This is a genomic window from Brevundimonas sp. M1A4_2e (assembly GCF_053345555.1).
The window spans coordinates 691,692-716,800 of the sequence record NZ_JBKFAI010000001.1 but is presented as its reverse complement, the minus strand read 5'-3'; the positions used below and the strand labels follow the sequence as shown (position 1 = coordinate 716,800).

Sequence of the window (25,109 nt, the reverse complement as noted above, 5' to 3'; positions counted from 1 at the left end):
GCTCCTTGAGAAAGTTGCATATCCCTGACCGCGCTAAGCCCCCGGGTCAAGAATAGACGCGAACTGGATTCCGTCATAAGAACCATAGTTGCGATTGGAGACGGACTTGTCTGACGGCGAAACCCTTGCAGGAACCCGCACGGAACGCGGTCTGACCTATCCCGCATTTCCGATGCCCGCACCGGGCGAGGCGACTGTCGTGGCCCCTGGCGTCCTGTGGTTGCGCCTGCCGCTGCCGATGGCGCTGAACCACATCAATCTCTACGCGATCGAGGATGGCGAGGGCTGGGCCGTCGTCGACGCCGGACTGGCGACGGAGGCGTCGCGTGAGGGGTGGACACAGGCTCTGACGGGCATGCTGGGCGGGCGGCCGATCACGCGCGTGATCTGCACCCATATGCACCCGGATCACATTGGGCTGGCGGGATGGCTGTGCGAGCGGTTCGACGCGCCGCTGCTGATGTCGCGGACGGAGTATGTGACGGCGCGGCTGCTGATCGGCGACGAGGCCCTGGGGCCTCCAGCGAGCGCCGATGCCTTTTATCGGGCGGCGGGCTGGTCGGATGAGCATGTGACGCGCTGGCGCGACGGCTATGGCGGTTTCGGCCGCATGGTTCAGGATTTCCCGCGCGACTATCGCCGGGTGCAGGACGGCGAGGTCCTATGCCTTGGCGGCGACGAATGGCGCGTCGTGGTCGGCGAGGGGCACAGTCCCGAACACGTCTGTCTATGGCGCGAAAAGGACGGCGTCTTCATCGCCGGCGATCAGATCCTGCCGCGCATTTCCTCGAATATCTCGATCTGGCCGACGGAGCCGCTGGCCGATCCGCTGGGCGACTGGCTGCGGTCGCTGGCGGCGCTGAAAGAACGGCTGCCGGATGATCTGCTGGTGCTGCCGTCGCATGGAGAGCCGTTCTATGGCGTGACCCTGCGGCTGGAAGCGCTGATGCGCGGGCATGAGGTGGCGCTGAAGCGGCTGGAGAAGACTCTGCGGGCGCCGTGCCGCGCCGTGGACGTGTTCGGCGCCCTGTTCGCACGCCCGGTGAGCGACGCCGTGCTGGGCATGGCGACCGGCGAGGCGCTTGCGCACCTTAACTATCTTGAACGTCAGGAACGGGTCCGCCGCGTGCGGGACGGGGACGGCGTGGACTGGTGGAGCCTTTCGGAGACAGGCCAATGAGCGAACATATTCGGACCCATCTGGAAGGCGGCGTCCTGACGGTCGTCTTCGACCGCGCCGACAAGAAGAACGCCATCACCCAGGCCATGTATACGGCGCTGGCCGATGCGACAGAGAAGGCGAAGGCCGACGACGCCGTGCGCGTCATCCTGTTCCGCAGCGAAGGCGATGCCTTTTCGGCGGGCAACGACATCGCCGACTTCATTTCCCTGGGCCAGACCGAGGGCGATCTGGTCGAGATGGGGGTGTTCCGCTTCCTGAAAGCGCTGGCCGAACTGGACAAGCCAGCCGTGGCGGCGGTGCGCGGTCGGGCGGTGGGCATCGGCCTGACGCTGCTGCTGCACTGCGACATGGTGGTGGTGGCCGAGGACGCCCTGCTGTCCGTTCCTTTCGTCAACCTGGCCCTGGCGCCGGAAGCGGCGTCGTCGTTGCTGCTGGGCGCCAATATCGGACATCAGCGGGCGTTCGAGCTCTTCGCCCTGGGCGAGGCCATCGACGGCAAGACCGCGCTGGCCTGGGGGCTGGCCAACCGCGCGGTTCCGGCCGATCAGGTCGAGACGACGGCGGCGGATCTGGCGGGCAAGCTGGCCGCGCGGGCGCCCAACTCCACCCGCAAGACCAAAGCCCTGATGCGCGACGCCGAGGTGCTGTGGACGGTCATGCAGCGGGAGGCGGAGGCCTTCGGCTCGCAGATGCGCAGCCCTGAGGCGATGGAGGCCTTCATGGCGTTCAGCCAGAAGCGGGCTCCGGACTTCTCCAAACTGGGCTGATTTCTCGCGGTTGCGCCGAAGATCGCGATTGATTCGACGGGCGCGGGGGACTAGGGGCCGCGCATGAACGCCGCGCCCGCCTCCGCTTCTTCAGACGACCCGCAGATCGCGGGGCCGATTACGCGCGAGACGCCGGCCGATGCGGCCGCGGTCGACGCCCTGGTCATCGCCGCCTTCGGCCCCGGCCGCTTCGCCAAGACGGCCGAGCGTCTGCGCGAGCGGGCGCCGCTGGCGGCCGGTTTCTGCCTCCATGAAGACGGCCGCCTGATCGGCTCGGTGCGGCTGTGGTCGATCCTGACGGGCGAAGCGCGCTCGGTCTTTCTGGGGCCGATCGCCGTGGACAAGGCCAGCCGCAGCACCGGCCTGGGCGGCGAACTGGTACGCGCGTGCATCGAAGAGGCGAAGACGCTGGGACTGGACGGCATCCTGCTGGTGGGCGATCCGCCCTATTTCTCGCGTTTCGGGTTTCAACCGGCGCCGGAGGCCGTGCTGCCGGGGCCGGTGGATCAGCGCCGGGTCATGTGGCTGCCCTTTACCGCAGCTGCGCCGGTCGGAGCGGTCCGACCCGACGTCTGAGCCGGGCGCGGCCTTCCTTTGCAGGGCGACGCATCCCATAGTTCAGACATGACGAACCCACCGACATCCTCGGGTCTGACAGGCGTGGCCGAGGCCGCGCGGCAGGCGCCGGGCAGGGGGCTGCCTCCCGTTCATCTGTGGCATCCTGACCATTGCGGCGAGATCGACATCCTGATCCGCGCCGACGGCGTGTGGATGCATGAAGGATCGCCCATCGGCCGGGCCGAGCTGGTGCGGCTGTTCTCCACGGTGCTGAGGAAAGACCCTGACGGCTATCATCTGGTCACGCCGGTCGAGAAACTGAAGATCGCGGTCGAGGAACTGCCGTTTCGCGCCGTGGCCGTGCGCGAAGAGGGCGAGGCATTGGTCTTCACCACGGATCAGGGCGACGAGGCCGCCGCCGGTCCTGACCACGCCATCATCGTCGAGACGGATGCGACGACGGGCGAGCCTGCGCCGCGCGTCCATGTGCGCGGCGATCTGTGGGCGCGGATCGCGCGACCCGTCTTCTATGAACTGGTCGAGCGGGCGCAGGAGGCGGACGGACGGCTGGCGGTGCGCTCGGGCGGGGTGACGTTTCCGCTGGGGCCGGAAGGGGCGGGGCTTTGACCTGTTCCGGTTTGAAGGCCCGGCTGCAACGGCGGCTGGACCCGGTGTCAGACTGGTCGCCGCAGCGTGTGGCGGTGCGGTCCGACTATGATCTGAACCCCGATCTCAGTCGGCCGCAGGTCAAGCTGAGACCGGCGGCGGTGCTGATCCCCATCATCGCGCGTGACGACGGGCCCAGCGTCCTGCTGACCCGCAGATCCGACAGTCTGGCCAGCCATACGGGGCAGATTGCCTTTGCGGGCGGGCGGCTGGATGAGGGCGAGACGGCGCTGGACGCCGCTTTGCGCGAGGCGTGGGAGGAGATTGCGCTGGACCCGGCCGTGGTCGAGCCCTTGGGGCTGGGCGATCCGTATGAGACGGGCACCGGCTTTCTGGTGACGCCGGTGGTCGGTTGGCTGACCGCGCCGCCCGCTGTCATCCCGTCGCCCGCCGAGGTGGCCGAGGTGTTCGAGGCGCCGTGGGACTTCCTGATGGACCCGGTGAACCATCGCCGCGACTATTATGATCAGGAGAACGGGCCGCGCCGCTGGTTCTGGGCCATGCCCTATCGCGAGCGCTACATCTGGGGCGCGACGGCGGGCATTCTGAAGGGGCTGTTCAACCGGCTGTACGGCGAGGAGGCCGCGCCGCACCGGGCCGCCGAGGCCGACGCCAGCGAGCGCGTGGGATGAGCCGCGTCCTTGAGGGGCAGGACTGGCTGACCGCCAGTGCGACACAGGCGGTGATGGCGGCGTTGGCGGCGGCGGGCGGGGCGGACTGCGCCCGCTTCGTCGGCGGCTGCGTACGCAACGCCGTGCTCGGCGCGCCGATCGACGATGTGGACATCGCCACGGTGCTGACGCCCGAGGCGGTGGTGAGGGCGCTGAAGGCGGCGGGCCTGAAGAGCGTGCCGACCGGCATGGAGCACGGCACGGTCACGGCCATATCGGAGCGCCAGCCGTTCGAGATCACCACCCTGCGCCGCGATGTCTCGACCGACGGGCGGCGCGCCACAGTCGCCTTCACCGACGACTGGGCCGAGGACGCGGCGCGGCGGGATTTCCGCCTGAACGCCCTCTATGCCGACTCCGATGGCGTGATCCTGGATCCGACGGGCGCGGGCTATGACGACGCCCTGGCCGGACGGATCGTCTTCGTCGGCGAGCCGGAACAGCGCATCGAAGAGGATTGTCTGCGTATCCTGCGCTTCTACCGCTTCTTCGCCTGGTACGGGCGGGGCGCGCCGGACGCGGCGGCGGTGGCCGCCTGCGCCGCCCTGGCCGAAGGGGTCGAGCGGCTGTCGGCCGAACGTGTGTCGAAGGAGGTGCTCAAGCTGCTGGCCGCGCCCGATCCGCGCCCGGCGGTGCGGCTGATGCGGGATGCCGGGGTTCTGGGCCGTATCTTGCCGCCGTCTAATAGCGTGACGCTGTTCGAGGCGATGGTCGGCGTCAGCCCGGACCCGGTGCTGCGACTGTCGGCCTTGTTGCCGGCAGACGTTGAGACGGTGCGCGCATCAGCGAACCGGTTGCGGCTGTCCAACGCCCAGAAGGAACGGCTGATCGCCGCCGTCCGCGCGCCGCTCGACCCGCATATGAACGACGCCCAGGCGCGCGCCGTCATCTGGCGCGAGGGGCGGCAGGCGTTCGAGGATCGCGTAACGCGCGCCTGGGCGGCGGGCGGCGAGGCGGCGAGGATGCAGGCGTTTCTGGCCCTCGCGGCCGACTGGACGCCGCCGAAGCTGCCGGTCGGCGGGCGTGATCTGGCGCGACTGGGCCTGAAACCGGGACCTGAGACAGGGCGCGTCCTGAAGGCCTTTGAAGACGGCTGGATCGCCGACGACTTCCCCGACCACGGTCATGAGGACCGGCTGAAAATGCTTATTGCGCCGCCCGCGTAAGCTCGACGATGACGGGGCGATGGTCCGAGCCGGTCCTGTCGCCCAGCCGCCGATCCAAAAGCGCCAGATCGGGCGAGCGCCATACATGGTCGATGGTGATCCCCAGGAGCGACGGCAGCATGGCGTGCCAGGTGCCGGGCCAGGCGGGGGCGGGGATCAGGCCGGCTTGCGCCTTGATCTGACGGCCGATGCGGCCGCTGGAGACGCTGTTGAAGTCCCCCGCGATGACGACCGGCCCCGTCAGTCCGTGGCGCAGTCCGGCCAGCCGCTCGGCCTGGCTGATCTGGCCGTAAGGATGCTGGAAGGGCCAGGGGCGGGTCATGTGGACGGCGATCAGATGGACTGGCCCCAGCGCCGTCTCGGCCTCGGCGACCAGGGCGGCGAGCCCCTGACCGTCGGCGTCGCGCACGCGGCGCAGCGGCCGTTTCGAGGCGATCACCGAGCGCGCCGCGCCGCTGGGGCGATCCTTGCGCGGAGTGGCGACGCGGTGGGGATAGCCCGCCAGAACCTTGTCCAGCCGGGCGTTAGGGCCGTCGCCCAGCTCGATCAGCATGACGATGTCCGCGTCTGCGGCGGCGATGGAGCGGGCGATCGCGTCCGCATCATTGTTCCGCGCCCACAGGTTGGCGGAATAGAGGGTGAGCGTTTCGGCGCCATCGGCAGGCGTCCCGCGCGGCGGCGCCCACTGCGGCCAGACCGCCACCAGCAGCAGCCCGGCGATGACTGCGCCCAGCGCCGCCATGTCCCACAGCCTCAGCAGCAGGAAGGCCACGCAAACCGCCCCCGTCGCGATCAGGGCCGGGGCGGTGAACTGCGTCAGCAGATCCGGCAGCCGGTGCCCGATACGGCTGAGCGCTGAAACGGCGATCAGGGCGGGCGGCGCCAGAACGGCCAAGGCGGCCAGGCGCGTCAGGGCCTGAAACAGGGTCATGCAGCAGATCGCGAACGGCGGGAGAGGGCTGATCCGGTTAGCCGCCGATCCGGGCGCTGTCGAGGCGGCCTTTGCGCGCGCAGAAACGGCGCGGCTATCGCGACCGGAGGCGCCGATCCCTGAAAATTCCCGGCTTTGGCGACGCCTCGACCGTATCGACGCGCCTGCATCGGGCGGCTGCACAGACTGACGTCTCCTGATCCACGGAGACTGAACATGAGCATCGACGCCAGCGCGCGGCTGGGCCTGCCCTATCTGGCGGCCGGACAACTGCAGAAGCACGTCACCCTGAACGAGGCGCTGACCTTTCTGGACGCCCTGACCCAGACGGCGGTGGTCAGCCGCACCACGGCGACCCAACCGGCCGAGGCGTCGGACGGCGACCTCTACATCCTGCCGGAAGGCGCGACGGGCGATGACTGGTCGGGCCGGGCGGCGGGGGCGCTGATGCGTCACGAGATGGGCGGCTGGACGGTCGTGGCCACGCCGGACGGGCATCTGGCCGTGGTTCTGGACAGTGAAGAGATCGTCGTGCGCCGTAATGGCGACTGGACGCCGCTTCAGACCGCGACGCCGGACGAACTGCAGCAGATCACCCGCCTGGGCGTCAACGCCACGGCGGACGCGACGAACGTGGTGACGGTGCGGGCGAACAAGGCCCTGTGGACCGCCCTAGAAAGCGAGAGCGGCGGCGACGGCGATCTGCGCTTCACCTTCAACAAGCAGGCATCGGCGGACGTGCTGTCCCTGCTGTTCCAGAGCGGCTGGGGCGGCCGGGCCGAACTGGGCCTGATCGGCGACGACGACCTGCGGCTGAAGGTCAGCCCGGACGGCGGCGCCTGGCGCGAGGTGCTGATGGCCGACCGCCACACCGGCCGCGCCTGGTTCGCCAAGGGCGCGACGCGGCGCGAGACGACGACGCTGACGACCGGCGGCGCCTGGTCGCCGCCTGAGTGGGCGCGCTGGGTCGAGGCCGTGTGCGTCGGCGGCGGCGGAGGAGGCGGGGCCGGGCTGGCCGGTCCGGCCGGGACCAGCCGCCACGGCGGCGGCGGCGGCGGCGCGGGCGGGGTGATGAGCGCCCTTTGGCCTGTCGAGGCTCTCGGCGCCGGATTGAGCATCTCCGTTGGCGCAGGCGGGGGCGGTGGTTCTGGTTCGGGCGCTGCAGGAGCCTCGGGCGGGGACAGCCGCATCGCCCTAGGCTCCGTGACGCTGTTGACCGGCGAGGGCGGGCGCGGCGGGGCCGGAGGCGCGTCCGCGTCGGGGCTTGGCGGCGCCGGCGGCGGCGGCCTGATTGCATCCAATGGAGGCGGAGCTTCCTCAGTCACGGCGACGGGGATGGCGGGCCAGTCCGCCGCGCGACCCGACGGCTCGGGCGGCGGCGGCGGCGGCGGGGGCGTCGGCGCGGCCAACGTCGGCCAGTCGGGCGGCGCCGGGGGCGACGGCGGCCTGTTGTCGGTCAAGGCGACCGGCGGGGCGGGCGGTGCTGGCGTCGGAAACGCTGGGCAAAACGCGCCTCTGAACGATCTGCACTGGGCGGGCGGCGGCGGCGCGGGGGGCGGCGCTCAGGCGTCTGGAGCCGGGCGGGCCGGGGGCGACGGGGGCCTTTACGGCGGGGGCGGCGGCGGGGGCGGCGCGGGCGTGACGGCGGCGGGCGCAGGCGGCGCGGGCGCGCCCGGCGTGGTCCGGCTGACGGCGATCGGGTGACGTCATGACCCAGCGCCTGCATCGCATCATCCAGACCGTGGAGCCGTGGGACGAGGCCGCGCCGCCTCTGCCTGAACTGCCGGACGAGGAGACCTGGTCCGCGCCTGACCGGCTCAGCGCCGAGGACTGTTTCGACCATCTGGGCGCCGATTGGCGGGTCTCCGCCGCGCCCTTTGACCCGGAGGACGACCAATGACGATGCCGAAAGAACCGACGCATGATCTGGCCGAGGGCCGCTGGCTGTGGCGGCGGATCTATGTCTATGGCGCCAGCCTGGCCCTGTGGCTTTTGCTGCGGCTGGCGGTGAACCGGGCGGAGGCCCCGGACCTGCCGCGCATCGCCGAGGGGCTGATGGGACTGATCGCCCTGATGCTGTTGCTCTATCTGGTGGCGCCCAGCGCCCAGCAGATCGTCAATATGATGCGCCTGCGCGCGGGCGGGCGGCCATGAGCTTCCGGCTTTCGCAGCGCTCGCGCGCCGCGCTCCAGGGGGTGCATCCCGACCTGGCGGCCGTGGTCGAGGCCGCCATCGAGCTGACGCCGGTGGATTTCATGGTGACCGAGGGCCTGCGCACGGCGGCGCGTCAGGCGGAACTGGTGCGGGCGGGGGCCAGCCGGACGCTGAACTCGCGGCACCTGACCGGGCACGCGGTCGATGTGGCCGCCTGGGTCGATGGGCAGGTCCGCTGGGACTGGCCGCTCTATCCGCGCATCGCCCAGGCCTTCAAGGCGGCGGCGAAAGGGCGGGGCATACGCCTGATCTGGGGCGGCGACTGGCCGCGCCTGCGCGACGGCCCGCATTTCGAACTGGACCGGGGGGCCTACCCATGAACGGCGGCCTTCTTCGCACCCTGACGCCGCTGGGCTGGCTGGCGGCGTTCGGACTGGTCCTGGTTCTGATCCTGATCGTCGGGCGGGGACTTGGGGTGCGGTGGGATCCGCTGCATCTGCAGGCGCGCCGTCTTGAGGCGGTGCAGCGCCGCGCGGATCAGGCCGAGGCCCAGACTGCCGCCCGCGCGCTCGAGGCCGCCGCGCGCGGTCGTCAGATCGAGGCTCTGGACGCCTTTCACCAGCAAGCAGAGGCCGTGGCGCGGGCGACCGCGACGGCCGAAACCCGAGCGAGGACCGCCGATGACGCCGATACCCCTCTGGACCCCGCTCGCGCTCAGCGCCTGCGTGATCATGACCGCGAGCTGTGCCGCCTCGCGCCCGCCGTCGCCGGTTGCGCCGCCGCGTCTGATCCTTCCTGACGCGGTGACGCGGCCGTGTGACCTGACTGTGCTGCCCGAGGCGGCTACGGCGGCGGATCTGGAGGCGGCCTATGTCCGGCGCGGCGGGCAGATCCTCGCTTGCGACGCGGCGCGGCGGCTGGCGGTGGAGACGCTTCAGGCTGAACGCTCGCTGATCGACGAATGGGTGCGTTCGCGCCCGTGAGTTCGCCCAAGCCGAGGGGGCGGGCGGCAAGTTCTGCCGGGTCGCTCGGCATTTATTGCCGCTCGCGTCCTCCAGGGGCAGGAAGTGCCGGGTGTTTTCGTATGGTTTCCAGAATCTAACATCGAAGAATCAATGCGATGGCCTCTGGAGCAGGCGGCGCTGTGTTGGTCCGCCTCTTGCGACATGTCTTTCCGAGCAGAAAGCTCCCGGCAGCCAAAATGGCGTCGGACATCGTCTGAAGACAAAGGACAGCCAAAATGGCTAACAGCATCAACACGAACGTTGGCGCCCTCGTTGCGCTGCAAAACCTCAACGCGACCAACCGTGACCTCAACGTCACGCAAAACCGCGTGAACACGGGCTTCAAGGTCGCCACCGCCAAAGACAACGGCGCGATCTTCGCCATCGCCACCAACCAACGCGCTGACATCGCCTCGCTGGACGCAGTCAAGAACTCCGTCTCGCGCGGTCAATCGCTGGTGGATGTCGCCCTGGCGGCCGGCGACACCGTCGTCGAAGCCTTCAAGGAACTGAAGGGCATCGCCGTCGCCCTGGAAACCGTCGAGACCGGCAGCGCCGCCGAGACGGCCTATCAGGCGGACTATGACGCGCTGGTAGAAGAAATCGATTCGGCTATCGACGGCGCCAAGTTCGACGGCATCAACCTGTTCGACGGCACGGTCACGACCGTCCGCACGGGGCTGGATTCGACCGCGACCTATGACGTGGGCTTCGCCGCCGCTGTCACCTCGGGCGTCACGGCTGGCACCTACGCCACCGCTGACGCTGTTCAGACGGCGATTGAGGGCTTCACCGCGAACCTGGCGACGCTGGGCACCCAGTCCAAGTCGCTGGGCCGTCAGAACGTCTTCGTCGGCAAGCTGCAGGACGCTTTGGAAGTCGGCGTCGACAACCTGGTGGCGGCCGACCTGGCCAAGGAAAGCGCTCGCCTGACGGCTCTGCAGACCAAGCAGCAGCTGGGCGTGCAGGCGCTGTCGATCGCGAACCAGTCCAGCTCGATCCTGCTGGGCCTGTTCCGCTAATCCGACGCGATTAGGAAGGGGGCGGGCCGCAAGGTTCGCCCCTTTCTCGTGTCGTTCGATACGGGAGGCGCGGCAGGTCCGCGCGAAGGGATATGGCTGACAATGTCGTGGGAGTATCCAGCGTAACCTACCTCGATCGCGAACCGCAGGGCGGGGCTGTCGAGGCGCAGCAACCTGTGCAGGGCGCGCAGAAAGATAGCGACGACGCAGGTCGTTACCGATTGACGATCGAGCGCGAGTCGACCGGGTACGTCTACAAGACCCTGGATCGCGTCACCGGGGAGGTGGTTCGCCAGTTCCCTCGTGAAGAGGTCCTGAAGCTGCGTCAAAGCCCGGCCTATGATGTGGGCAAGATCATCAAGACCGAGATCTGAGCGGCGGTCTGGGCGACGGAAGGCGGCGGCGTTAACAGGCGTTGCTGCGCCGTTAACCATACGCTCAGGAATCAGCGTCATTACTACTCGCCAGAATCGGATCTGAGGCGAGAATGGCCATGACCAACAGCGTAATCACCAATGCGTCGGCGCTTATCGCGCTTCAGAACCTGAACGCCACCAACTCCAAGTTGGCGGCGACCCAGAGCCGAGTGAACACGGGGCTGAAGGTCCAGGGCGCCAAGGACAACGCCGCCACCTGGGCCATCGCCCAGAACCAGCGCGCCGACATGAATGCGCTGGAATCGGTCAAGACCAGCCTGAACCGCGCCACATCGGTCGCCGATGTGGCCCTGGCGGCCGGTCAGCAGATTTCCGACATCCTGGTGGAGCTTCGCCAGAAGGCCACGGCGGCGGCCGACCCGTCAGCGTCGGATGCGACGCGCAAGGCCTACAACGATGAGTTTCAGTCGCTGCTGAAGTCTTTGCAGTCGTTCGCCGACAACGCCACCTTTGACGGCGAGAACATCCTGAACGGCAAGGTAGGCGGAACGCGACCCGCCACGCCGGCGGGTCTGACGCCGCTGGACTTCCTGGCCAATGCGGACGCGTCGGAGACCATCACCATGAACCGGCAGGATCTAAGCCTGGAGGGTTTGGGGCTTGAGCTGGCTGGCGGCGTGTTCCCCAACCTTCTCCAGCAGGCGGACGCGGAATGGGCGCTCAACGCCGTCGAGACGGCTCTGACCAGCGCCAGCGGCAAGCTCGCCGAGCTGGGCGCTCAGTCCAAGCAGATCGAAAAGCACACGTTGTTCGTCACCAAGCTGATGGATTCGCTGGAAGTCGGCGTCGGCAATCTGGTGGACGCGGACATGGCGCGTGAAAGCGCGCGGCTTCAGGCCTTGCAGGTGCAGCAGCAGCTCGGCGCCCAGGCTCTGTCGATCGCCAATCAGGCGCCGCAGATCATCCTGTCGCTGTTCAAGGGCTAAGGCGTTAGCCTATCCGCCGGGGCGGCCAGTCTCCTAAAAGAACGGGTGGCCGTCGGCGGGGCGGAGAGGGGCGTGGGATCAGGCCGTACAGGCTGATCAGCCGCATCAAAAGCCAGCGTACGCGCGACATGAAACATCTCCACATCAGGCTGTAGACGAAGTGGAACTGCGGCTGGCGCTAGCCGGTTGCGTGGGGCGGTTAAACAATTCGTTACCGCGCCTGAGACAAGCTGGCCCGCGGAGGCTTTCGTGGCGGTGATCAACAACAGCTATCTGCTGGGGCTTTATGGTCTCGCCGGAGGAGCGGGCGCGGGCTCGGCTGGGCAAAGCGCACCCAAGCCGAAGACGCAGCCGACCGCGCCGTGGACCTTGAGCGGCAAGGAAAAGCCCAGCCAGTCGGACCTTCTGCGTACGGCCTTGAGCGGGCGAAAGCTCGTCAACGAGGACAATGCCGTTCTTGACGTCAAGGGCGTCTCCTCAAGCGACTACCGCAAGATTTTCGCCCTGTATCAGGGGCTGACCATGCTTGAGGCCCTGACGAATCGCGCGGGCGAACGCGGGGTCACCCGCATGGAGACCGAGCAACTGTCGCGGCGGTTCGCTTCCGGCATGACGGAGGTGATGGATTTCCTCAATTCCGCTCAGTTCGAAGGCGTGCGCGTGATTCAGGGCGTCTCGGCCTCGCAGAGCCAGTCGACCGCGGCCGTACCACGCGACAATCCCAAATATCTGACCGGCCCGATCCACGACGGCGCCCTGACCGACGAGGTCGCCGCCTTCCAGGGCGATGTGCGGTTCGGGATTACGGTGAAAACCACGACCGGAAGCCAGACGGTCGATATCGACCTGGCGGAGATGGGGGCGACGCCGCGCACGATGGATGCGGTGGTGCAGCACATCAACGGCAAGCTGGAAGAGGCGGGCGTCCAGACCCGCATCCACCGTCAGATGATCGAGGCCGAGCCGCGCACGGTCAAGGCGGGCGACAAGACTATAACCCTTCCGGCCGGCCCGGCGCGCTGGGGGCTGACGGTCGCCGGCGTCTCGCTGGAGACGATCAGCTTCACCCCCGCCGAGGCGCGGGATTCGATTCAGGTCGTACAGGGCGCAGGCGGCAAGGGCGCCCATGAGGTGCTGAAGTTCGACCCGGACGGCAATCCGGTGGCGGGCGCCGGCGGCGGGTTCTGGGTCGAGGGCCGCAGCGGCGTCTCGTCCCTGCCGGACGGCGTCGAGACGGTGCGGGCCAGCGCGGCCGGGCCGGACGGTTCGATGTGGATCGTGGCCGATGTCAGCACCGGCGCCTCGACCCAGCCGATCAAGGGGCAGGGCGACGTCGTTTTGATGAAGCTGGATTCGGCGGGCAATGTGGTCGTCAGTCGCGCTCTGGGCGCGGCGTCCAAGGCCAGCGGCTACGCCATCGCCGTGGATGCGGACGGGCGGGTGGCCGTGGCCGGGTCAGTGATCGGCGCCCTTGTGCCCGGCGAGGCCGGCGCCTCCGCCACGACCGCCGACAGTTTCGTCACCGTCTTCGACGCCCAAGGCCGCGAACAGTGGACCCAGAGGCGCGGCGCCAAGGCCGAGGATGAAGCGACCGCCGTCTCCTTCGGCGCCGACGGGCGGGTCTATGTGGCGGGGCGGGCCAAGTCAGCCATGCCGGGGACCTTGGCCGTGGGCGGCTGGGACGGCTATGTTCAGGCCTTCAGCGAAGGTCAGGTCCACAGTCTGGCGCCGATCACGGCGACGGCGACCGGGGCGACCCAGTTCGGCACGGCCGGCGACGACAACGTTCAGGCCATGACCGTCGACGGCGACAATCTCTATACGGCGGGCGTCGAGAACGGCGCCTTTGTCGTGCGTCATTTCCGTATCGGGGCGACGGGCGCGCCCGAGCTTCTGAGCGTGCGCAATCTGGGCTCCTCCTCGGGCGGCGAGATCGCTGGTCTTGCGGTGGCGGACGGGCGGCTGATCATCTCGGGCGCGTCCGGCAACGGCGCCCTGAACGCGGGTCAGGTCGCCAATGCTCATGCCGGAGGTCAGGACGCCTTTGTCGCTGTCCTGTCCACGGACCTGGCCGCATCGGGCGCGGATCGGGTGACCTATTACGGCGGGGCGAGCGACGACACCGCCGCCGACGTCAAGGTGCATGACGGCAAGGTCTGGCTGACCGGCGTGTCGGATCGCGCCATCGGGGCCAAGGCCGAAGACCCCTCGCGCGGCTATCTGGCGCGACTGGACGTGCAGACGGGGCAGGTTGAGTGGAACCAGACCTGGACGGCGGCTGACGGCCAGGCCAGGCCCCTGGCCCTGACCGTGTCTTCGGGCGGCGCCAGCGTGCTGGACCGGCTGGGCCTGCCGCAGGGCGAGATCAGCCAGAGCCAGTCCAAGACCCTGGTGGATGCGACGGCGGTGCGTGCGGGCGACCGTTTTTATGTGCAGAACCCGGCGACAGGCCGGAAGACGGCGGTGACGATCGACGCCAAGGACACCTTGCAGTCGCTGGCGCGCAAGATCGAAATGGCGTCGGGCCGTTATCTGAAGGTCACGGTGAAGACCGATCGCGACTATGTCACCGGCATGGACGGCGACGCGCGGGTGACCAGCGGCGGGGTCCAGCGCCTTTCCATCACCAGCGCCGACGGGCGGGCTGGGGCGGTTCTGACGCCAGGCGAAGCGGGGAGGGACGCCCTGGCGGGACTGGGCCTGACGCCCGGCTTCATCGGCAAGACGCAGGACAAGACCAAGACCTTCGGCATCGACCTGTCGCCGCTGCTGAACCTGTCCGGCCCGGAAGCCATCGCCAAGTCGCGCGATCAGGTGCAACTGGCGATCAAGGCCATGCGCGACGCCTATCGCGCCCTGGACCCGGCAAGCGACAAACCCAAGGTGACGGGTCAGGCCCCGGCCTATCTGCAGGCGCAACTGGCCAACTACCAGGCCGCCCTGGCGAGACTCACAGGCTAAGCCGGGGTTGAGGGCGCTTTCGGTTGACGGCTGTAGGGCGCTCGGGGTTAGTGGGGCCTTCTTTGGCGCGTTGAGAGCTGCATGGCCCTTTCGAAAGACAATCGTACGGTTCTGATCGTCGGCGCCGGCCTGGCCGTCGTCGGCGCCGTGGCCGCCGCCCTGGTCTTCAGCGGGGGCAAGGATGCGCCGTCCGAGCCGCCGCCTGCGTCCAAGGGCGGCCTGACCATCGACGTGGCCGAGGCCCCTACGCTGGAGCCGACGCGCGAACTGCGCTGCTTCGTGGATGGCCAGTTCGTCGGCCTGGCGACCCTGGCTGACTGCGCCCAGCGCAACGGCGTGGCCACCAGCGCCCTGGACGTGGGGCTGGATGCTTCGGGCTCGCTCGTCGCGGCGCCGACCGCGTCCTTCGCGCCGCCGCCGGAACTGCCTTCGACCCCGGCGGTCGAGATCGCCCCTGCGGGCCAGCCGGGCGCCGTCGAGGATACGCGCGCGGCGCCTTCGACCTCGGGCACGGCCTGCCTGCGTCACACCGGTTCGGAATGGCGCCAGGTGTCGGGCAATATGAGCCTGGCGGCCTGTGTTCAGGCTCTCTATTCGGGAACCTGCGTCGCGCCGGGCGAGGCGCGTTATGGCCGGTGGGGCGACACGACCCTGCGTCTGGTCCCGCGCCGCGTGGAGCAGTCGACCGACAACAATCGTTTCCGCACCCTGGCCCAGCAGGACCGCCAATGTCAGTTCCCGGAGCTGTGAGCATGAGCCGCGCTTCGATCACCCTGCTGGCGATTGTCGCGGCGTCTGCGGCTCTGGGCGCCTGCGCCAAGAAGGCGGAGGCGCCGGGCGGGACGGGCGTCTGCTACCACATGGGCCAGGACGCTGAGGGCGGGGGCGTGCGCTTCAACGTCGTCGCCCGCGACCAGCCGCAGATCGAGTTCTGCGCCGCGCGGCTGGAAGAGATGCGTCTGCGCTTCCTGCGTCTGGGCGGCAGCAAGACCGAGATGGTCGGCGCCTATCAGGGGCAGTTCATCTTCATCGATCGCGCGGGGGTCAAGTTCGGCAAGTCCCTGGACGGCCCGCGCTTCTTCGCCCTGGCGCGCACGGGGGATGGCCGCTTGGCCATTCCGGGCGCGATCCAGCGCCAGATCGACGGACGCCCGGTCGCGGTCGCCCCGAACTGATTTCAGCGCCCGGAATTGGGCGTGAACAAAACTGGAACATCTCGTCGAAATCCGCTAGGACTCGACGCAAGAAGATAAAAGGACATTCGTCATGGCGGGCAGCGTCAACAAGGTCATCCTCATCGGCAATCTGGGCCGCGATCCGGAAATCCGTTCGCTGAACAACGGCGACCGCGTCGCCAACCTGCGCATCGCCACCTCAGAAACCTGGCGCGACAAGTCGACCGGCGAGCGCAAGGAAAAGACCGAGTGGCACTCGGTGGTCATCTTCAACGACAACATCGTCAAGGTGGTCGAAAACTATCTGAAGAAGGGCTCCACCGTTTACATCGAAGGTTCGCTGCAGACCCGCAAATGGACGGATCAGCAGGGCGTCGAGAAGTATTCGACCGAGATCGTCATCCAGCGCTTCAACGGCCAGCTGACCATGCTGGGCGGCCGTGGCGACAGCCAGGGCGGCGGTGATCGCGGCGGCTACGGCGGCGGTCGCGACGACGACTATTCCTCGGGCTTCTCCACCGGCGGCGCCAACAAGCCCTCGGGCCCGAAGGAAAGCTACGACCTGAACGACGACATTCCGTTCTAAAGGTTCGCGGGATCGAAAAATGAAGGCCGCGCCTCCGCTGGGGGCGCGGCCTTTTTTGTTGGGATGCGAGGGGAGGGGTAACCTCCGCTCATGCTTCGTGAGAGGCGAAAGGTCGCGCCTTGTGGCAAGCATGAGGGCGTGTCCAGCTCCTCCTCCTCCCCGCACGCGCTGACGCCGCTTGAAATCGCGGCTATCGTGGCCGTTCTGGTCATCTGGGGCGTGAACAACGCCGCCGCCAAGGTCGCCACCGAAATGCTGCCGCCGCTGATGACGGGCGCGCTGCGTTTCGCCATCGCCGCCGCCTGTCTGGTCTGGTTCGTGCGGCCGCCGTTCCCGAACTGGAAAAGCCTGCTGATCATCGCCGTGGTGGGCGGCCCGATCCACTATGGCTTGATCTATCTGGCCTTCTGGCTGGCCCATGACGTCAGCCCGGTGACGGTCGCCACCCAGTTGTGGATCCCCCTGACCTCCCTGTTCGCCTTTCTGATGCTGGGCGAGCGGATTTCGAGGATGGCGACAGTGGGCCTGGTGATCGCCTTCGCAGGCGTGGCGTGGATGACGCTGGATCCCCACGCGCTGAACGACTGGAAGGCCATTCTGGTGGGCGCGCTGGGCGCGTCGGCCTGGGCGTTGACGACGGTGATCGCGCGCCGGACGACCTCCATCCCGCCCTTGAAGATGCAGGGGCTGCTGGCTCTGATGGCCTTTCCGGTCCTGACCCTGGGGTCGGTCCTGTTCGAGAACGGGCAGTGGGAAGCCGCCAAGGCTGCGACGCCGCTGGTGTGGGGCACGTTGATCTGGGCGGGGGTGATCTCGTCCGTGTTCGCCACCAGCCTGATGTTCTGGCTGGTCCAGCGGCGCGAGGCCGGGCGGGTGACGCCCTATCTGCTGGGCTCGCCTCTGGTGTCGATCATGATCGGCGGCCTGTTCATGGGCGACGTGCTGACGCCGCAGATCCTGACAGGCGTCGCCATTTCCCTGCTGGGCGTGATCACCGTGGCCCTGGGGGAGCGCGGCCTGCGCGCCGGCGCCCCCGCCAAGGTTTGAACCCGCTTACTGCGCCTTGATGACGGCGCAGGCCACGCGGTCGCCCGCGCCGCCGATCGGCTGGCTGGAATGGTCGTCGGCGTTGGCGTGGATCACCAGGGCCGAGCCGTTATCGTCCAGCAGCCACTGGCCCGGACCGGCGTCGGCCAGGCGAGCGCGGGTGGTGAAGACTTCGGCGTTCACCGCGCCTGTCGCGTCGGCGAAGACGTTGGGCAGGTCGCCGTCGTCGGGCCCGTCGGCGTTCAGCAGGCCGTGCGGCTGCTTCGGATCGCCGTGGTTGATATGGGCGCCGGCCGAGGTGAAGGGCGCCTCGCACTGGCCCGTGGCGTGGATGTGGATGCCGTGCCAGCCGGGCGTCAGGCCGGCAGCTTCGACCTTGATCAGCAGGCCCGTGGCGCCTTGCGTCAGCGTCGCCTTGCCCGCTTCGGCGCCTTGCCCGTTGATGATGGCTACCTGCGCCGTCTGACCCGGCGTCGTGCGGGCGGCGGCCTCGGTGGAAGCTGCAGGAGCGGCGTCGGAAGCCGGCGGCGCGGCCGGGCTCTGGCTGCAAGCGGCCCCGGCGATCAGGGTGATGGCGAGAGCGCTGGGAGCGATCAGTTTCGAAGCGGCTAGACGCATGGCTTTCCTGTCCTTTTCGGCATGGGGATTTCAGCGGCGTTTCTTTGCCAGCAGGCCCCCCGGATGATAGAAACCGGAACAGCGGATCACGTTCCGATTCCGGCCATTTAAAGCCTGATTTCCTTGACCGACGACAGCTACCAAAACGCCGCCCCTTCGGCGCCGGGCGATATCTCGACCATCACCATCGAGGAGGAGCTGAAGCGCTCCTATCTCGACTACGCCATGAGCGTGATCGTCAGCCGGGCTCTGCCGGACGCGCGCGACGGTCTGAAGCCTGTGCATCGCCGCATCCTGTATTCGATGCACGACCTGAACATGACGCCCGAGCGGTCGTATTCGAAGTGCGCCCGCGTGGTCGGCGACGTGCTGGGCCGGTTCCACCCGCACGGCGACGCTTCGGTCTATATGGCCCTGGTGCGGATGGCCCAGGACTTCTCCATGGGGCTGATGCTGGTCGACGGCCAGGGCAACTTCGGCTCGGTCGACGGCGATATGCCGGCCTCCATGCGTTACACCGAGGCCAAGATGGCCCCGGCGGCCGTGGCCTTGCTGACCGACATCGACAAGGACACGGTCGATTTCCAGCCGAACTACGACGAGAAGGAGCTGGAGCCTGTCGTCCTGCCGGCGCGGATTCCGAACCTGCTGGTCAACGGCGCGGGCGGCATCGCCGTCGGCATGGCCACCAACATCCCCCCGCACAACCTGCGCGAAGTGATCGACGCCTCAGTCGCCCTGCTGGACGATCCTAACGTCTCGGATGACGCCCTGCTGGATATCGTTCCGGGGCCTGACTTCCCCACGGGCGGCGAGATCATGGGCCGCACGGCCCCGCGCAACGCCCTGCGCGACGGGCGCGGCTCGGTCATCGTGCGCGGCAAGGCCTCGATCGAAGAGATCCGCAAGGATCGCGACGCCATCATCATCACCGAACTGCCGTTCCAGGTGAACAAGCAGACCCTGATCGAACGCATCGCCGAAATGGTGCGCGAGAAGCGTCTGGAAGGCATCGCCGACGTCCGCGACGAGTCGGACCGCGCGGGCATGCGCATCGTCATCGAGCTGAAGCGCGACGCGTCGGGCGATGTGATCCTGAACCAGCTGTATCGCTATACGGCGCTGCAATCCTCGTTCGGCGTCAACATGCTGGCGCTGAACCACGGGCGGCCCGAGCAGATGGGCCTGCGCGCCCTGTTGGAGGCCTTCCTCGAGTTCCGCGAGGAGGTGGTGGTCCGCCGCGTCAAGTTCGAGCTGGCCAAGGCCCGCGACCGCGGCCACGTCCTGGTCGGCCTGGCCGTCGCCGTCGCCAATATCGACGAGGTCATCCACATCATCCGCAGCTCGGCCGACCCGGCTGAGGCGCGCGAACGGCTGCAGGGCAAGGCCTGGCCGGTCGGGGACATGATGGCCCTAGTCGAACTGATCGCCGATCCGCGCACCGTGCTGGTCGAGGGCGACAAGATCCGCCTGACCGACGAGCAGGCCCGCGCCATCCTGGCCCTGACCCTGTCGCGCCTGACCGGCCTGGGCCGCGACGACATCTTCGGCGAGGCGCGCAGCCTGGCCGACACGATTCAGGGCCATCTGACGATCCTGTCGGACCGCAAGAACGTCCTGGCCATCATCCGCGAAGACCTGCTGCTGGTGAAGGATCAGTTCGGCGTGGACCGCCGCACCCTCATCGGCGAGGGCGACGCCGAGATGGAGGACGAAGACCTGATCCCGCGCGAGGACATGGTCGTCACCGTCACCCACTCGGGCTACGTCAAGCGCGTGGCGCTGAACGCCTATCGGACCCAGCATCGCGGCGGCAAGGGCCGCAGCGGCATGTCGATGAAGGATGAGGACGCCATCACCGGCGTGTTCAGCGCCTCGACCCACACGCCGGTGCTGTTCTTCGCCACCAACGGCAAGGCCTATAAGCTCAAGACGTGGCGACTGCCGCTGGGCAATCCGCAGTCGCGCGGCAAGGCCTTCGTCAACCTGCTGCCGATCGAGCCGGGCGACAGCATCATGAACGTGCTGCCCTTGCCGGAGGACGAGGCGACCTGGGGCGACTACGACATCATGTTCGCCACCAAGTCGGGCGACGTGCGCCGCAACAAGCTCAGCGACTTCGCTACCGTGAACCGCGCGGGCAAGATCGCCATGAAGCTGGAAGACGGCGACGGCATGGTCGGCGTCGGCCTGTGCACTGCTGAAGACGACGTGCTGCTGACCACCGCGCTGGGCCGGGCTATCCGCTTCAAGGCCGACGACGTGCGGGTGTTCAAGGGCCGCGATTCGACCGGCGTGCGGGGCATCCGCCTGCAGGACGGCGACGAGGTCATCTCGATGGCTATCCTCGGTCGCGTCGATGCGACGCCGGAAGAACGCGCCGCCTATGTCAAACACGCCAACGCCATGCGCAAGGCGCTGGCCGGGGCCGATGCAGAGGACGAAGGCGTCCCGGTCGAGGCGGACGACGAAGAGGCCGGCGACGCTCCGATCTCGCCCGAACGTATCGCCGCGTTGGGCGCGGCCGAGCAGTTCATTCTGACGGTCACGGAAACCGGCTTCGGCAAGCGGTCCTCGGCCTATGAGTATCGCCGCACCGGTCGCGGCGGGCAGGGGCTGACGGCCCACGGCCTGGGCGGCCGCGCGGGCACGCGCCTGGCCGCCGCCTTCCCGGTCGAGGAGTCGGACGATCTGATGCTGGTCACCGACGGCGGCCAGATGATCCGCACTCCGGTCGGACAGGTCCGCATCGTCGGCCGCTCCAGCCAGGGCGTGACCATCTTCCGCACCGGCAAGGACGAGAAGGTCGTCTCGGTCGAACGTCTGGCCGATTCCGGCGGCGATGATGAAGACGGCGACGCGGGCGAGGCCCCGGCGGTCGAGGGCGGCGAGGCCTGATCCTGTATGGCCGTCGCTCCTGAACTCTGGATCGACGGCCGTGCTGCCGGGCTTGAGGATCTGGGTCATCAGGCCCTGATCAACTACGGCGCCCTGACCTCCTTCGTTGTGGAGCAGGGCGGCGTGCGCGGGCTGGACCGACATCTGGACCGTCTGAACCGCTCGGCGCTGGAACTGTTCGGCGAGGCTGTCGCCGAGGAGCGCCTGCGTGATCAGATGCGAGCGGCTCTAGGCGGGCGAACCGAAGCCTGGCTGCGGGTCAGCCTGTTCTCCCGCGACCTGTCCCTGCGTCAGCCGGACTGGATCGGCGCGCCGCAGGTGATGATCAGCGTTTCGCCGCCGCCATCGCCGCTGGCCGACGGGGTGCGCCTGCAAAGCCAGACCTACGCCCGCGAGGCGCCGCATCTGAAGCATGTCGCCGCGATGGGCCTGCTGGGGGCGCGGCGCATGGCGCGGCTGACGGGCTATGACGACGCCCTTTTCACCGACATTGAGGGCCGGATTTGCGAAGGCTCGTTGTGGAATATCGGCTTTATCCAGGGCGATACGGTGGTCTGGCCCGATGCGCCCATGCTGGACGGCGTAACGCAGACCCTGATCCGCGGGGCGCTGGATCAAGCAGGTTCGCCGCAACGGATCGAAGCCGTGCGCCTATCGGACCTGCCGCGCTTCGACGGCGCCTTCGCGTGCAACAGCGCCACGCCCGCGGCCGCGATCGCGGCCATCGACGACCATGTTTTCACCGGCGCGACTGATGCAGTGCAGCATTTAAACGCGCTTTGGCGATCACAGCCGCGTCAGAAAATCTAGGCCGTTCATTTCGCACCTGCTAAACGGGCCCAAACGATGGGGAGGCCGCTGGCCATGCGTATCGGACTTTATCCGGGCACCTTCGATCCGGTCACCAACGGTCACCTCGATATTATCGGGCGGGCGGTTAAGCTGGTGGACCGTCTGGTCATCGGCGTGGCTCAGAACGACGACAAGGGCCCGCTGTTCTCGACCGCCGAGCGGGTCGAAATGATCAAGGCCGAGGTCGCGCGCTTCAACGCCGACATCGAGGTGCGGCCGTTTTCCAGCCTGCTGATGCACTTCGCTGAGGAACTGAACGCCAGCGTCATCGTGCGCGGCCTGCGCGCGGTCGCGGATTTCGAGTATGAGTTCCAGATGACGGCGATGAATCAGCGCCTCAACAGCGACATAGAGACGGTGTTCCTGATGGCCGATCCGCGGCATCAGGCGATCGCCTCGCGACTGGTGAAGGAAATCGCCCGGCTGGACGGCCGGATCGACAGCTTCGTCAGCCCTGCGGTCGCCGCGAGCGTGTTGGCCAAGGTCAAGAAGGTTTGAGGTCGGGTTTGAAGATCAAGTCTGTGATGGCGCTGGCGACGGCGGCTGCCTTGCTGGCCGGGGCTGCGGTGGCGCAGTCGAATGCCCAATCGAGTGACTGGCGCACGGTGTCGCCCGAGAACCTGTGGGTGATCGACACAGCCAAGGGACGCATCCTGGTGGAGTTGGAGCCGCGCGCGGCGCCGAACCATATCGAGCGCATCCGCACCCTGACCAATCAGGGCTTCTATGACGGGCTGAAATTTCACCGCGTCATTCCCGACTTCATGGCCCAGACCGGCGACCCCAAGGGCACGGGCGAGGGCGGCAGCGAACTGCCCGATCTGAAGGGCGAGTTCACCTTCCGGCGCGGGCGCGACAGCGGCTTCGCGCCGGTCGAGAACAGCGGGCCGGGCCTGCGCGGCGTCATGGGATCTATCCCCATCGTCACCCAGCCGGACGCCCAGATGTTCGTGACCGCCGACTTCAAGACCTCGGCGCAAGGGCTGTTCTGCCCGGGCGTGGCGGGCATGGCGCGCGCCGGCTCGCCCGACAGCGCCAACAGCCAGTTCTTCCTGATGACCGGCCAGAACGATAATCTGAACGGCTCCTACACGGTCTTCGGGCGCGTGCTTCAAGGGCTGGACGTGGTGAAGTCGCTCAAGAAGGGCAATGACGCCGGCGACGGCGCCGTCGGTCCTGATGCGGACGCGATGGGCCGCGTGCGTCTGGCCTCGGCCATGCCCGAGGCCGAACGACCCACGATCCGCGTTGCCGTGCCCGGTTCGGCGCCGTTCAACGCGGCCGTCGAGGCGGCGCGTGCTGAGAAGGGCGCGACCTTCAACATCTGCGACGTCCAGCCGCCTGTGCAGGGCGGCTGAGACGCGCGCCGCGCTCGGGGAGGGGCGGGGACATGAAGCGGGAACTTCACACGATCGGGGCGGCGTTGCTGGCCGCCATGCTGGCCGGCTCGGCCGTGGCTCAGGACGCCGCCGCGATTGCGGATGAGCAAGACCGGGCGGCGGCCATCGCCGCCCGCGACTGGCGCCCTGTTGCGCCGGACAATCTGCTGATCATCGACACCAACAAGGGCCGCATCCTGGTCGAGATGACGCCCGAGGCGGCGCCCAGCCATGTCGCCCGCATTCGCCTGCTGGCCAAGGCGGGGTTCTATGACGGCATACCCTGGCATCGGGTCATAGACGGCTTCATGGCCCAGACCGGCGATCCGCTGGGCAGCGGCGAGGGCCAGAGCTGGCATCCCGACCTCAAGGCCGAGTTCACCTTCCGCCGCGACGCCCAGACGCCCTTCGCTCCCATAGCTGCGCCGGCGGGCGCGCTGATCGGCTTTATGCAGTCGCTGCCGGTCCAGACTCAGCCCGACGTCGTGATGGCGACGACGGCGGATCGCAAGGTTCACGCCTGGGGCCTGTATTGTCCGGGCGTGGCGGGCATGGCCCGCGACGATGCGCCCGACAGCGCCAACAGCCAGTTCTTCCTGATGCGCCAGCCCTATCCGGCGCTGGAGAAGCGCTACACCATCTGGGGCCGGGTCGTGTCGGGGCTGGATGTGGTGCGCGCCCTGAAGTTCAGCCCCAATCCGGATGGCATCGTCACGGGTCCTGACCGGATGACGCGGGTGCGCGTGGCGGGCGACCTGGCGGAAGGCGAGCGGCCGACCGTGCGGGTGCTGAGCCCGGACAGCGTCGGGTTCCGCACTCTGGTCGACAGGGCCAGAGCAGCCAGAGGGGCGGACTTCTCGGCCTGCGACATCGAGCTGCCGGTCGAGGTGGATTAGGCGCCGCCTATTCAGCCGCGCCGCCGCCGTTTGCGCCGCCGCGCTTGCGCCGCCTGCGCCGGCGCGGCTTCGGCTGCCGATCCTCGCGCATTTTCTGCAACAGAAGCCCTTCGCGCAGACCGCGGTCGGCGACGCGGACCCGCTCGCACGGCCAAGCGCGCTGGACGGCTTCCAGGATAGCGGCCCCGGCCAGCACCAGATCGGCCCGGTCCGGCCCGATGCAGCTTTCCGCCGCCCGTCCCGCGGGACCGAGCGCGATGAGGCGGTCGGCCGCTCTTTCGCAGTCGCTGCGCGTCATCCACAGACCGTCGACTAGATCGCGCTGATAACGCCTCAGCCCAAGATGAATCCCGGCCAGACTGGTGATGGCGCCCGAGGTGCCGACCATATGGCCGCGCCCCGCCTCGATACGGGCCAGGAATTCAGGGCCCGGTCCGCCAGAGGCGATGGCCGCGCCGAAGTCGGCGACCATAGCCTCATACCATTGGCTGGTTTCGCCCTCGGGTTCCGGGTGGCGCTCGGCCAGGCTCACAACGCCCAGCGGCGCCGACATCCACGCCACGGTTTCAATCCCGCGCGCGCCCTTCATCAGCCAGGACAGTTCTGTGGAGCCGCCGCCCACGTCGATCACCAGCACAGCCTCGGCGCGCGGATCGAACAGGTTCAGACAGCCCGCGACCGACAGGGCGGCCTCTTCGGAAGGGTCGATGATGCGCAGGCGAAGGCCGGTGCCGCGCCGCACCCGCTCGACGAAAGCAGGCCCGTTTTCGGCCATGCGGCAGGCCTGGGTGGCGACGGCGGTCAGGCGCTTGGGATCGACGCCCTTGCGCACCACACGCTCGGCGCACAGGGCCAGGGCGTCATAGGCCCGGTCCATCGCGCGGTCGTCCAGCCGGCCGGTGCGCGACAGGCTTTCGCCCAGGCGCACGATGCGGCTGAAGGAATCCACCACGCGAAATCCGTCACGCGCCGGACGCGCGATCAGCAGGCGGCAGTTATTGGTCCCCAGGTCGAGCGCGCCGTACAGAGGGGCGTCTCGATCGATGCTCCCGCCGCTGCGGGAACGCCGAGGCAGGGACCGCGCGTCGCGCCGTTCAGGCGCGCCAGGGGTCTCCGGCATGGGCCGAGCTTTCATGTGGGCGGTCCGAAGCGGCGCCCGTCCCCGACAGGTTAGACCGCGACTCCCTGTCGCGCCAGTCCGTCGTCGCATGC

Annotated in this window: 29 protein-coding genes; 26 read left to right on the top strand and 3 right to left on the bottom strand. The window is 68.5% G+C overall.

All coding sequences use genetic code 11. The annotated features are described in order from the left end of the window. The first annotated feature begins 106 nt into the window (after nucleotides 1-106). The 6 genes from ACLBV5_RS03400 to ACLBV5_RS03375 all read left to right on the top strand — a co-directional run bounded on the left by ACLBV5_RS03400 (nucleotide 107) and on the right by ACLBV5_RS03375 (nucleotide 5,011). Complete coding sequence (locus ACLBV5_RS03400; protein ID WP_447604804.1) at nucleotides 107-1,180, top strand: MBL fold metallo-hydrolase; 1,074 nt, start codon at nucleotides 107-109, stop codon at nucleotides 1,178-1,180. Further along, the gene (locus ACLBV5_RS03395) at nucleotides 1,177-1,950 is read left to right on the top strand and encodes an enoyl-CoA hydratase (protein WP_447604803.1); all 774 of its coding nucleotides are present in this window, start codon (nucleotides 1,177-1,179) and stop codon (nucleotides 1,948-1,950) included. The genes ACLBV5_RS03400 and ACLBV5_RS03395 overlap by 4 nt, the downstream gene beginning before the upstream one ends. A gap of 63 nt (nucleotides 1,951-2,013) precedes the next feature. Continuing rightward, on the top strand, nucleotides 2,014-2,526 hold the full coding sequence (locus tag ACLBV5_RS03390; RefSeq protein WP_303683383.1) for a GNAT family N-acetyltransferase: 513 nt from the start codon (nucleotides 2,014-2,016) through the stop codon (nucleotides 2,524-2,526). A gap of 48 nt (nucleotides 2,527-2,574) precedes the next feature. Next, a complete protein-coding gene (locus ACLBV5_RS03385) occupies nucleotides 2,575-3,135 on the top strand; it encodes a DUF1285 domain-containing protein (RefSeq protein ID WP_447604802.1) in 561 nt (186 codons plus the stop codon). Then, nucleotides 3,132-3,806 (top strand): NUDIX hydrolase, encoded by a 675-nt coding sequence (locus ACLBV5_RS03380; protein WP_134580396.1) that lies wholly within the window; start codon nucleotides 3,132-3,134, stop codon nucleotides 3,804-3,806. Before ACLBV5_RS03385 ends, ACLBV5_RS03380 begins: the two co-directional genes overlap by 4 nt. Next, nucleotides 3,803-5,011, top strand: coding sequence for a CCA tRNA nucleotidyltransferase (locus tag ACLBV5_RS03375; RefSeq protein WP_447604801.1), 1,209 nt, complete (start codon nucleotides 3,803-3,805; stop codon nucleotides 5,009-5,011). The genes ACLBV5_RS03380 and ACLBV5_RS03375 overlap by 4 nt, the downstream gene beginning before the upstream one ends. Here ACLBV5_RS03375 and ACLBV5_RS03370 read toward each other — a convergent pair. After that, entirely contained in the window at nucleotides 4,992-5,942 is a 951-nt protein-coding gene (locus ACLBV5_RS03370) for an endonuclease/exonuclease/phosphatase family protein (RefSeq protein ID WP_447604800.1), read from the bottom strand. The two genes, ACLBV5_RS03375 and ACLBV5_RS03370, sit on opposite strands and share 20 nt — an antisense overlap. Here ACLBV5_RS03370 and ACLBV5_RS03365 point away from each other — a divergent pair. From ACLBV5_RS03365 to ACLBV5_RS03295, 15 genes are all read left to right on the top strand, one after another. Continuing rightward, nucleotides 5,941-6,132 (top strand): hypothetical protein, encoded by a 192-nt coding sequence (locus tag ACLBV5_RS03365; RefSeq protein ID WP_447604799.1) that lies wholly within the window; start codon nucleotides 5,941-5,943, stop codon nucleotides 6,130-6,132. The genes ACLBV5_RS03370 and ACLBV5_RS03365 overlap by 2 nt on opposite strands. A gap of 26 nt (nucleotides 6,133-6,158) precedes the next feature. After that, on the top strand, nucleotides 6,159-7,646 hold the full coding sequence (locus tag ACLBV5_RS03360) for a DUF2793 domain-containing protein (protein WP_447604798.1): 1,488 nt from the start codon (nucleotides 6,159-6,161) through the stop codon (nucleotides 7,644-7,646). Between the two features lie 4 nt (nucleotides 7,647-7,650). Beyond that, the gene (locus ACLBV5_RS03355; RefSeq protein WP_447604797.1) at nucleotides 7,651-7,842 is read left to right on the top strand and encodes a hypothetical protein; all 192 of its coding nucleotides are present in this window, start codon (nucleotides 7,651-7,653) and stop codon (nucleotides 7,840-7,842) included. Further along, the gene (locus ACLBV5_RS03350) at nucleotides 7,839-8,096 is read left to right on the top strand and encodes a hypothetical protein (RefSeq protein ID WP_447604796.1); all 258 of its coding nucleotides are present in this window, start codon (nucleotides 7,839-7,841) and stop codon (nucleotides 8,094-8,096) included. The genes ACLBV5_RS03355 and ACLBV5_RS03350 overlap by 4 nt, the downstream gene beginning before the upstream one ends. Next, a complete protein-coding gene (locus ACLBV5_RS03345; protein WP_447604795.1) occupies nucleotides 8,093-8,476 on the top strand; it encodes a M15 family metallopeptidase in 384 nt (127 codons plus the stop codon). The genes ACLBV5_RS03350 and ACLBV5_RS03345 overlap by 4 nt, the downstream gene beginning before the upstream one ends. After that, nucleotides 8,473-8,895 (top strand): hypothetical protein, encoded by a 423-nt coding sequence (locus ACLBV5_RS03340; protein WP_447604794.1) that lies wholly within the window; start codon nucleotides 8,473-8,475, stop codon nucleotides 8,893-8,895. The genes ACLBV5_RS03345 and ACLBV5_RS03340 overlap by 4 nt, the downstream gene beginning before the upstream one ends. Nucleotides 8,896-8,899: 4 nt before the next feature. Continuing rightward, nucleotides 8,900-9,079 (top strand): hypothetical protein, encoded by a 180-nt coding sequence (locus ACLBV5_RS03335; protein ID WP_447604793.1) that lies wholly within the window; start codon nucleotides 8,900-8,902, stop codon nucleotides 9,077-9,079. Between the two features lie 257 nt (nucleotides 9,080-9,336). Then, nucleotides 9,337-10,122, top strand: coding sequence for a flagellin (locus ACLBV5_RS03330; RefSeq protein WP_025976663.1), 786 nt, complete (start codon nucleotides 9,337-9,339; stop codon nucleotides 10,120-10,122). A gap of 92 nt (nucleotides 10,123-10,214) precedes the next feature. After that, nucleotides 10,215-10,496, top strand: a complete 282-nt coding sequence (locus tag ACLBV5_RS03325; protein ID WP_278070815.1) for a flagellar protein FlaG — start codon at nucleotides 10,215-10,217, stop codon at nucleotides 10,494-10,496. A 119-nt stretch (nucleotides 10,497-10,615) separates the two neighbouring features. Continuing rightward, nucleotides 10,616-11,485 carry a flagellin gene (locus tag ACLBV5_RS03320; protein WP_447604923.1) on the top strand — a complete coding sequence of 290 codons (870 nt, stop codon included), beginning with the start codon at nucleotides 10,616-10,618 and terminating at the stop codon, nucleotides 11,483-11,485. A gap of 249 nt (nucleotides 11,486-11,734) precedes the next feature. After that, nucleotides 11,735-14,446: a transcriptional regulator gene (locus ACLBV5_RS03315; protein WP_447604792.1), complete on the top strand. Its 2,712-nt coding sequence runs from the start codon at nucleotides 11,735-11,737 to the stop codon at nucleotides 14,444-14,446. 81 nt (nucleotides 14,447-14,527) lie between these two features. Continuing rightward, entirely contained in the window at nucleotides 14,528-15,196 is a 669-nt protein-coding gene (locus tag ACLBV5_RS03310; RefSeq protein WP_025976667.1) for a hypothetical protein, read from the top strand. Nucleotides 15,197-15,198: 2 nt separating this feature from the next. Further along, nucleotides 15,199-15,621, top strand: a complete 423-nt coding sequence (locus tag ACLBV5_RS03305) for a hypothetical protein (protein ID WP_025976668.1) — start codon at nucleotides 15,199-15,201, stop codon at nucleotides 15,619-15,621. Between the two features lie 91 nt (nucleotides 15,622-15,712). Beyond that, the gene (gene ssb, locus ACLBV5_RS03300) at nucleotides 15,713-16,207 is read left to right on the top strand and encodes a single-stranded DNA-binding protein (RefSeq protein WP_025976669.1); all 495 of its coding nucleotides are present in this window, start codon (nucleotides 15,713-15,715) and stop codon (nucleotides 16,205-16,207) included. A 90-nt stretch (nucleotides 16,208-16,297) separates the two neighbouring features. Continuing rightward, nucleotides 16,298-17,254: a DMT family transporter gene (locus ACLBV5_RS03295; protein ID WP_134580403.1), complete on the top strand. Its 957-nt coding sequence runs from the start codon at nucleotides 16,298-16,300 to the stop codon at nucleotides 17,252-17,254. A gap of 6 nt (nucleotides 17,255-17,260) precedes the next feature. On the opposite strand, the gene ACLBV5_RS03290 is transcribed toward ACLBV5_RS03295, so the two are convergent. Then, nucleotides 17,261-17,872 carry a superoxide dismutase family protein gene (locus tag ACLBV5_RS03290; RefSeq protein WP_447604791.1) on the bottom strand — a complete coding sequence of 204 codons (612 nt, stop codon included), beginning with the start codon at nucleotides 17,870-17,872 and terminating at the stop codon, nucleotides 17,261-17,263. A gap of 123 nt (nucleotides 17,873-17,995) precedes the next feature. On the opposite strand from ACLBV5_RS03290, the gene gyrA reads away from it, so the two are divergent. Genes gyrA through ACLBV5_RS03265 form a run of 5 tightly spaced genes read left to right on the top strand, consistent with a single transcriptional unit; the run spans nucleotide 17,996 to nucleotide 23,897 of the window. Further along, on the top strand, nucleotides 17,996-20,770 hold the full coding sequence (gene gyrA / locus ACLBV5_RS03285; RefSeq protein WP_447604790.1) for a DNA gyrase subunit A: 2,775 nt from the start codon (nucleotides 17,996-17,998) through the stop codon (nucleotides 20,768-20,770). Nucleotides 20,771-20,776: 6 nt separating this feature from the next. Further along, complete coding sequence (locus tag ACLBV5_RS03280) at nucleotides 20,777-21,580, top strand: aminotransferase class IV (RefSeq protein ID WP_447604789.1); 804 nt, start codon at nucleotides 20,777-20,779, stop codon at nucleotides 21,578-21,580. Between the two features lie 54 nt (nucleotides 21,581-21,634). Then, nucleotides 21,635-22,120 (top strand): pantetheine-phosphate adenylyltransferase, encoded by a 486-nt coding sequence (coaD, locus tag ACLBV5_RS03275; RefSeq protein ID WP_025976674.1) that lies wholly within the window; start codon nucleotides 21,635-21,637, stop codon nucleotides 22,118-22,120. Between the two features lie 26 nt (nucleotides 22,121-22,146). Beyond that, nucleotides 22,147-22,980 carry a peptidylprolyl isomerase gene (locus tag ACLBV5_RS03270; protein WP_253120723.1) on the top strand — a complete coding sequence of 278 codons (834 nt, stop codon included), beginning with the start codon at nucleotides 22,147-22,149 and terminating at the stop codon, nucleotides 22,978-22,980. 32 nt (nucleotides 22,981-23,012) lie between these two features. After that, the gene (locus ACLBV5_RS03265; RefSeq protein ID WP_447604788.1) at nucleotides 23,013-23,897 is read left to right on the top strand and encodes a peptidylprolyl isomerase; all 885 of its coding nucleotides are present in this window, start codon (nucleotides 23,013-23,015) and stop codon (nucleotides 23,895-23,897) included. 7 nt (nucleotides 23,898-23,904) lie between these two features. Here the strand turns inward: ACLBV5_RS03265 and ACLBV5_RS03260 are convergent, their stop codons facing one another. Continuing rightward, a complete protein-coding gene (locus ACLBV5_RS03260) occupies nucleotides 23,905-25,017 on the bottom strand; it encodes a Ppx/GppA phosphatase family protein (protein WP_253120243.1) in 1,113 nt (370 codons plus the stop codon). Between the last annotated feature and the right edge of the window lie 92 nt (nucleotides 25,018-25,109).

Excerpts from the sequence above, each read along its gene's own strand:
- ACLBV5_RS03310 (WP_025976667.1), top strand. The coding sequence starts at position 14,528 with ATGGCCCTTTCGAAAGACAATCGTACGGTTCTGATCGTCGGCGCCGGC.
- ACLBV5_RS03270 (WP_253120723.1), top strand. The coding sequence starts at position 22,147 with ATGGCGCTGGCGACGGCGGCTGCCTTGCTGGCCGGGGCTGCGGTGGCG.
- ACLBV5_RS03260 (WP_253120243.1), bottom strand. The coding sequence starts at position 25,017 with ATGCCGGAGACCCCTGGCGCGCCTGAACGGCGCGACGCGCGGTCCCTG.
- ACLBV5_RS03350 (WP_447604796.1), top strand. The coding sequence starts at position 7,839 with ATGACGATGCCGAAAGAACCGACGCATGATCTGGCCGAGGGCCGCTGG.
- ACLBV5_RS03330 (WP_025976663.1), top strand. The coding sequence starts at position 9,337 with ATGGCTAACAGCATCAACACGAACGTTGGCGCCCTCGTTGCGCTGCAA.
- ACLBV5_RS03375 (WP_447604801.1), top strand. The coding sequence starts at position 3,803 with ATGAGCCGCGTCCTTGAGGGGCAGGACTGGCTGACCGCCAGTGCGACA.
- ACLBV5_RS03390 (WP_303683383.1), top strand. The coding sequence starts at position 2,014 with ATGAACGCCGCGCCCGCCTCCGCTTCTTCAGACGACCCGCAGATCGCG.
- ACLBV5_RS03280 (WP_447604789.1), top strand. The coding sequence starts at position 20,777 with ATGGCCGTCGCTCCTGAACTCTGGATCGACGGCCGTGCTGCCGGGCTT.
- ACLBV5_RS03305 (WP_025976668.1), top strand. The coding sequence starts at position 15,199 with ATGAGCCGCGCTTCGATCACCCTGCTGGCGATTGTCGCGGCGTCTGCG.
- ACLBV5_RS03370 (WP_447604800.1), bottom strand. The coding sequence starts at position 5,942 with ATGACCCTGTTTCAGGCCCTGACGCGCCTGGCCGCCTTGGCCGTTCTG.
- ACLBV5_RS03395 (WP_447604803.1), top strand. The coding sequence starts at position 1,177 with ATGAGCGAACATATTCGGACCCATCTGGAAGGCGGCGTCCTGACGGTC.
- ACLBV5_RS03360 (WP_447604798.1), top strand. The coding sequence starts at position 6,159 with ATGAGCATCGACGCCAGCGCGCGGCTGGGCCTGCCCTATCTGGCGGCC.
- ACLBV5_RS03320 (WP_447604923.1), top strand. The coding sequence starts at position 10,616 with ATGACCAACAGCGTAATCACCAATGCGTCGGCGCTTATCGCGCTTCAG.
- ACLBV5_RS03295 (WP_134580403.1), top strand. The coding sequence starts at position 16,298 with ATGCTTCGTGAGAGGCGAAAGGTCGCGCCTTGTGGCAAGCATGAGGGC.
- ACLBV5_RS03365 (WP_447604799.1), top strand. The coding sequence starts at position 5,941 with ATGCAGCAGATCGCGAACGGCGGGAGAGGGCTGATCCGGTTAGCCGCC.
- ACLBV5_RS03385 (WP_447604802.1), top strand. The coding sequence starts at position 2,575 with ATGACGAACCCACCGACATCCTCGGGTCTGACAGGCGTGGCCGAGGCC.
- ACLBV5_RS03355 (WP_447604797.1), top strand. The coding sequence starts at position 7,651 with ATGACCCAGCGCCTGCATCGCATCATCCAGACCGTGGAGCCGTGGGAC.
- ACLBV5_RS03290 (WP_447604791.1), bottom strand. The coding sequence starts at position 17,872 with ATGCGTCTAGCCGCTTCGAAACTGATCGCTCCCAGCGCTCTCGCCATC.
- ACLBV5_RS03345 (WP_447604795.1), top strand. The coding sequence starts at position 8,093 with ATGAGCTTCCGGCTTTCGCAGCGCTCGCGCGCCGCGCTCCAGGGGGTG.
- ACLBV5_RS03265 (WP_447604788.1), top strand. The coding sequence starts at position 23,013 with ATGAAGCGGGAACTTCACACGATCGGGGCGGCGTTGCTGGCCGCCATG.
- ACLBV5_RS03325 (WP_278070815.1), top strand. The coding sequence starts at position 10,215 with ATGGCTGACAATGTCGTGGGAGTATCCAGCGTAACCTACCTCGATCGC.
- ACLBV5_RS03340 (WP_447604794.1), top strand. The coding sequence starts at position 8,473 with ATGAACGGCGGCCTTCTTCGCACCCTGACGCCGCTGGGCTGGCTGGCG.
- coaD (WP_025976674.1), top strand. The coding sequence starts at position 21,635 with ATGCGTATCGGACTTTATCCGGGCACCTTCGATCCGGTCACCAACGGT.
- ssb (WP_025976669.1), top strand. The coding sequence starts at position 15,713 with ATGGCGGGCAGCGTCAACAAGGTCATCCTCATCGGCAATCTGGGCCGC.